The organism is Pseudarthrobacter sp. AB1 (assembly GCF_014926485.1).
Taxonomy (GTDB): domain Bacteria; phylum Actinomycetota; class Actinomycetes; order Actinomycetales; family Micrococcaceae; genus Arthrobacter.
The window spans coordinates 51159-57158 of record NZ_PZKO01000069.1; the positions used below are offsets into that span (position 1 = coordinate 51159).

At 63.3% G+C, this 6000-nt stretch carries 4 protein-coding genes and 2 pseudogenes; 2 read left to right on the forward strand and 4 right to left on the reverse strand.

From position 1 onward, the window contains the following. Positions 1-273 precede the first annotated feature (273 nt). On the reverse strand, positions 274-693 hold the full coding sequence (locus DAD99_RS19785; protein ID WP_309233424.1) for a PRC-barrel domain-containing protein: 420 nt from the start codon (positions 691-693) through the stop codon (positions 274-276). Between the two features lie 417 nt (positions 694-1110). Here DAD99_RS19785 and DAD99_RS19790 point away from each other — a divergent pair, with 417 nt between their 5' ends. Beyond that, positions 1111-2439 carry a DUF2254 domain-containing protein gene (locus tag DAD99_RS19790; protein WP_193342909.1) on the forward strand — a complete coding sequence of 443 codons (1329 nt, stop codon included), beginning with the start codon at positions 1111-1113 and terminating at the stop codon, positions 2437-2439. 662 nt (positions 2440-3101) lie between these two features. On the opposite strand, the gene DAD99_RS19795 is transcribed toward DAD99_RS19790, so the two are convergent. The 3 genes and pseudogenes from DAD99_RS19795 to DAD99_RS19805 form a co-directional block, all read right to left on the reverse strand. After that, on the reverse strand, positions 3102-3290 hold the full coding sequence (locus DAD99_RS19795) for a hypothetical protein (RefSeq protein ID WP_193342910.1): 189 nt from the start codon (positions 3288-3290) through the stop codon (positions 3102-3104). Between the two features lie 47 nt (positions 3291-3337). After that, positions 3338-3739: pseudogene (locus DAD99_RS19800) on the reverse strand (Na+/H+ antiporter NhaA); the annotation flags it as partial. 507 nt (positions 3740-4246) lie between these two features. Next, positions 4247-4585 carry a hypothetical protein gene (locus tag DAD99_RS19805; RefSeq protein WP_193342911.1) on the reverse strand — a complete coding sequence of 113 codons (339 nt, stop codon included), beginning with the start codon at positions 4583-4585 and terminating at the stop codon, positions 4247-4249. Between the two features lie 1241 nt (positions 4586-5826). On the opposite strand from DAD99_RS19805, the pseudogene DAD99_RS19810 reads away from it, so the two are divergent. Continuing rightward, positions 5827-6000, forward strand: a pseudogene (locus tag DAD99_RS19810) (IS1380 family transposase); the annotation flags it as partial.

The window sequence follows — 6000 nt, forward strand, 5'->3', positions numbered from 1 at the left end:
GCCCACCCACCCACCACCCACCACCCATGAGAAAGTCAAAGCCCATGCCCTGTTGCCTCATGGTCAATGGTTCGGGAAGGGCGGTTGGGTGCCTCAATATGACATGGTCCGGTTCGAGGCCTCATTGGAACCAGGTGACGTTTAGGTCTTTCAGGAGCCGGCGCGGACCGGGGCCGGGTCGGCCGCCAGGTCCATGCCTGGGGCTTCGTGCTGCACGTGGGGAGGAGTCATGTGCGGCGCGGGCTCGTCCGGGATTGCTGGACCCGGCTGGTGCTAGCGGGGAAATGGATATCCGGTCAGGACGTACCCTGAAGTCCAATAGGGCATGTAGTTGTAGTGGCCGTAGACCGCTTCCTGGTAGGCCTGGGTGCTGCTGAGTTCGGGGTCGTACTGGGGTGCTCCGGCGATGTGCTCGCGGGTCTGGTCTATGTTGACTTGGTCTTCGTTGATTCCGGTGACGGCGTCCACCGGAATGAAGGATTGTTCCTTTCCGATCCCGAGGAACCCTCCGGAGGCGACAATCAGGAACCGGACCCTGTTATCCACCGGGTCGATGAGAAGGTCCTGGATCTTGCCGATATCTTCGCCGTCACGTGATTTGACCTGATAGCCGCGGATATCCACCTCACCCAGTGCCACGGTCTGCTCAGTAGCACTGAGCTTTAGCAATTCTCGGGCTTCATCTGCACTCACCGGTGTACTCCAATGCTCGATTTGGTTTACTGACCCAGGATGGGCCCGATCCGCGCTCGACGGCGTTCGGCTGGCAGGGGTCTTCATCTTTTATTAACGGCGTGGGAACCGCGCGCAGGAACCAAAGGCCCACCACTGCCAGCCTAGGCAGGAAGTGTGACGGGCACAACAGGCTGTTGGGCCTTTCCCGGCTGACCGGCGCCCGGCCGGCGGGGTACCCGGTCATCGAAACTCGGCCGGGCCGCTGGCGGACCTATGCCGAGTCCGAACCGGCCGGTCCTGGCGGCTGCGGCGGAGGAACTCTCCTCGCATGTATGGCCAGCAGGCTGAGGAATGTGTTAGAAAGAAGGCCGCGACCGGCGTTCCCGGCAGAAGCACCAGGCGTGCCGCCAAACGCTAGGAGGGGAACTGGTGGTTATGACTAACGGCAGAATGGCTCGGGTATGGGACATGCTGCGGACGCAGTTGTGGCCCTTGCCTGCTGCGGCTGTGGTCGTGGCTGTGATTCTGGGCGGAGCCCTTCCTGCACTGGACGCCGCCGTGGACGACCAGCTGCCTGAAGGGGTGGCTGTCCTGCTTTTTAGCGGTGGTCCGGAGGCAGCCAGGGCGGTGCTGCAGACTATCGCGGGGTCCTTGATCACAGTGACGTCGCTGACCTTCTCCCTCACCGTTGTGACACTTCAGCTGGCCAGCGGCCAGTTCTCTCCGCGCCTGTTGCGGACCTTCACCAGTGACGGGTTCGTCCACGCGACGTTGGCGTTGTTCCTGGCGACCTTCGCGTTCGCTCTGGCGGTCCTGAGAAGTGTCCGGACTGAATCCAGCCAGGGCCCGTCCTTCGTACCTGAACTCTCCGTCACCGTCGCCTACGCCCTCGCTATCGCCAGCATCATGTCACTGGTGCTGTTCCTGGCCCATCTGACGCGCGAGATCCGCGTCGAAACCATGATGCGACGCGTCACCGGCGAAACCCGGGACAGCATGGACCGTGTCTTTCCCGCCGGCCGGCCGGCACCTCCCCCTGAACCAACGGCAGAAAGCGGGGGTGTCCGCATCCTTTGCTCTCACTCCGGCTTCCTCACCGCCGCAAACAAAAAAGCCCTGCTACAGGCCGCGGTCGAGGCGGACGCCGTGATCCGGGTCGACCGCGAGCCTGGCAGCTCCCTGATCGAGGGAACCCCGTTTGCCACTGCCTGGCCGTTGGCACCCAAACCGGCCTTGCCTCCCGAGGCCTCGGATCAGCTCCGGGAGAAGATCAACGCCGCAGTTGAGACGAACTCTGAACGCACCAATGTCCAGGACGTCGGCTACGGCTTCCGCCAGCTCGCCGACGTCGCAGCCCGCGCCCTCTCGCCTGGCATCAACGATCCGACGACGGCGATGCACGTGCTCGGCCATCTCTCCGGGCTGCTGTGCCGGCTGGCCGACCGTAACCCGGGCCCTGACCTGCTCGCCGATGACGACGGAACCGTCAGGGTCATCCTCGCCCAGCCGGGGTTCGGGGATCTGCTGGAGCTCGCGGTGGGACAGGTGAGGCTTTACGGAATCCGTGACCCTGCCGTCGTCGGAAGGCTCCTGTTTCTTCTACAGGAGGTGTCATGGTGCGACAAAAACGGCCTGTACAGGCACCAGATCCGTGAACAGCTGGAACGGCTGCGCGGAGCCATCGACGCCGGCACATACCTCCCCGCCGAGCGAAGCCGGCTCACGGACCTCGCAGACGCTGTCGAAAACAGCCCAAACCTCTGATACCCGCAGGCAAATACCGCCCATGGTCCGGCCCATAGCCTGCGAAGCCTGAAGGCGGCGGAAGGGCAAGCGGAAGCGCCGGCGGAGCGAAGATGAGCGCCGGAAAGGCCGGAGCGTGTCCATCAAGCAGGCCGATGACAACCTCGCCATGACAGCGACATCTTCGGGGGCAATACCTTCCTCCCGGGGCTCTTCCTGATCGCCGCCCGTCATATCCGGCAAAGCCGTCCTGCCCTCCGCGAATACCACCGACATCTACCTGACCGAGAACCACCATCGCGCCCTGGCCGCGCGCCAGCCCTGCCCGGTGAGAACCGTCGTGCACGCGATGGAAGCTCCGGACTCCGCCATCCACATCTATGAGGCGCCGGTGAAGGGGACCGCGAGAGTGGTGTCTACCTACGTTGGCCGGCACGCACGAGAATGCGCACCCGATCGTCATGGGGGCAGCTTGTGAATTCGTCGTAATATCCGGCTGTGAGTCTTGGTGTGCCTGGTCTTGGACTGGTTGGCAGGGTTGGTGTTGCCTGGTCACCGTCACCGAGAAAGTCGCCGGACTTCGCCGCCATGTTCAACGGCAGCCCCTACCCGCACGTCCAGAGCCGTACACGGCGTGCCTTGCCGGCGTCCCCGCCGTCGAGGGAGTGCAACCATGACGCTGCTTACTGCAGGACGGTGCCGGTGGAGCGGACCACGGTCCCGGTGCTTTGGGATCGTCCGGTGACATCGATCTGCGCCCGGCTCCGTGTCAAGGGCGCTTCGAGGGCGGTGGCCAGGTCCGGCAGCGTGGAGGTCTCCAGTTGGCGCAGCAGCTCCCGGACGTCGGCCCGATCGTTGACCGTGACCTTCATCGTCAGGTCAGGTTCGTTGGCGGTTCCCCGCAGCAGGGCCGAGGAGCCCGCAAAGTCTCGGGGCTGGCGAAGTTGACCGCAGCGTAGATGAGTGCCGGAATGGCCACGCCGCCTGCGGCGGCGGTGAAGGGAACGATTGACTTGTTCAGCTGCCGAAGGTCCCCGGCCACACACTCCCTCTTGAGCTCAAGACCTACCGGGAAGAAAAGACCGCCAACAGTCCGTCCGCAGCCCAGGCACCAAGGCTGAGTTCAAGGTGCCAGGGCGCATAACCGCACCTAAAATCCGTCCCGCAAAGTAGCTCTCGGACGCCGGGGAGTTGGCCCAGATGAGTGCGATGAGAGCAGTGTTTCCTTGCGGAGAATCGCACCGATCCGCAGCGCTTCGGTGTAACTGCCGCGACCAAAGACTGTGAACCGTGACGGAGCGGTAGAAGAATTCTCGTCCATGGTGGTGAGTCCCCAACGTAGATCGGACTAACGCTGCCGTGGCGGACATCCTTCTTCGGGAGATCGGCGGGACCGATGCGTTCCGTCACCCGCCGCCATGTCCTGGCCGGACCGGGCAACGGCGTTGGACTGCTGGCCGAAGAAGCCGATGTTCAAGAAGTGCTGCGTAGCCATCGAGCGGCCCGGCAGTACCCGGTTTATCAGACGCCTTTCTGCGTGGCAGACTGCGCCATGATCGACCGGATCATGATCAACCTGAACTTCTCCCGGCGCCCGAAGCCGGATCTCCACCTTCCTCGCCGGTGCTTTTCTGCTGATCCTTTGTCTCCGGTGTGGTCAGGGATCCGCCCTCGTTCTCCCACCGTCCGATCCGTTTCCGCTCCTGCGCGCCGCGGTCCTGCGTCACTCGGGCCAGCCTGGATATCCATCTTTGGATTCGCCGCTGATTGCGTCCAGGTTGGTGCAAAGGCGCGTCGTCGTGATTACTGGTGCCCATGGTTCGCCGGCTTAGCCGGGTTCTTCCCCGCCCATCGGAGTGCCGCCTTTGCGGTGGTCACGCCGCCCAAAGGTGGTGTCGAGCACGCTCACCATCTTTCGGAGCGCCCCGTTCAACGCATCGTCCACCGAGGACGCATTGTTGGTCACGACTTCCGGATTCAGGCCCTCCGGCCGGGCCTCGAGCAGACAGCGGATGTCATCGCCGGTGCTCTCATCGCTCAAGTGAACTTCCACCCGCGTCAAGTACGAATCGAATCGTCCGAGCGAGGCTTCCACCGTCGAGGACATCTCGCTACTGGATGTCTCGGAAAGAGAAACGTTGTGGTCTGAGTTGATAATGACGTGCATGGGCGCCTCCAAGGCCTTACCGGGCCACTGTTCCGGTCAACGACCCAGCGGCGGTTCACCGCTGAACAGTTCGCGGCCCCACGGCTCATGCTACGCCGGCAACCTACCCGCGAGAAGTGATCCCGGGCTAACCCTTCCACGGTCAGCTGCGGCGTCCGCCGGGCCTTCAGGGTTCGGGGCTGTTTCGTGAAGACTTTCCTTACTCCGTGCCTCCAGCTGGTGGCGTCCGAGTTTTTGTTCGGCGTCCGTCCGCCGTTGCCCGAGCGCCTGCAGTTGCTCTCTGGTCAGGACTTCGTGATGGTGACTATGTCCGGTGCTGTCGGCGTAACCCCGGACCGGGTGGCGCCCTGTCTTACCGGAGCTGTTCTGGTTCATTCGGGAATCGTCTCATACCGGACCGCCGCCGCACAGCGTCAATCCCGGACACCGGAATGTGCCCTGACTGCTCAGGCGGTCTACGGCTGACCTGCTGCCACCGACGGCACCGTTGATTAATGGGCGGCACCTTCCATCGGTGGTTGCTGTGTGGACGGGAGTGGAGGTTCAGTCCGGTATTTCCATCTGGAATTTACACGCACATTTCAGAACCCGGGTGCGGAGGTAGACGTCCAGGACGGGCTCGCCGGACTGTTCCGTGGTCACCGGGCATAGACGCTGCGTGTTTCGGAGCCAGCCGTGTGCATGGGTTGACCACAGACCTGGGCATCCGTGGCGGGGTGGGCGTAGAAGAACTCGCAGTCCAGGCAGGTGTAGGCAACCTAAACGAGTCCTTCATCAAGAGCGGGACCCGGCTCGATGGAATCGATGACCAGGCGCAGGTCGGTTCGGCACCCGCTGCACCAAAGCTGTCGTCCGGAGGGCCGTGGGGAGTTACCGGGCCGATGGGCATGGGAGATGGTCGACACTGACGGGCTCCTTGTCTAGGAGAGCTTCGACCCGGCTGATGAGCTGTTCCCCAGATCCAGGCAAGAACCGTGTTCCAGACCTCAGGCTACAGCCGGGCGCAGGACACCCGGTCGACGTGCCCGTTTCCGGAATCGCAGCGGACTCCCTGGGTGCCAGACGGGTAGGCCAGATCGCATTTGATATGGCGTCCCGCGTTCCGCCGGTCTCGGTACTAGCCCGGGGTTTTCATGAGGCTGTCGCCCGCGGGGTGTGTTAAAGCGACGAAAGGTGCTTCTGAGCTGGGAAAATAGTGTTGTCGACGCACTGATCCACCGGCTGAAAGAAGCACCTTTCTGATGTCCAAGATTACCGGAGTTTTCCCGTCCCTTCCTGTTGCCACGACGGAGCAGTCGCTGGTCTCCCATGCCGGGCTGAACGTGGTGACGTCTTTTGTTGACGCGCTCGGATTCAGGGACCTATGCGAAGACCGTTTGGGCCAGTTCGTCCCCTCCGGCGCCTGGCACCGGCCC

Coding starts and splice junctions, on each gene's coding strand:
- DAD99_RS19795 (WP_193342910.1), bottom strand. CDS start 3,290: ATGAAGGTCACGGTCAACGATCGGGCCGACGTCCGGGAGCTGCTGCGC.
- DAD99_RS19790 (WP_193342909.1), top strand. CDS start 1,111: ATGACTAACGGCAGAATGGCTCGGGTATGGGACATGCTGCGGACGCAG.
- DAD99_RS19805 (WP_193342911.1), bottom strand. CDS start 4,585: ATGCACGTCATTATCAACTCAGACCACAACGTTTCTCTTTCCGAGACA.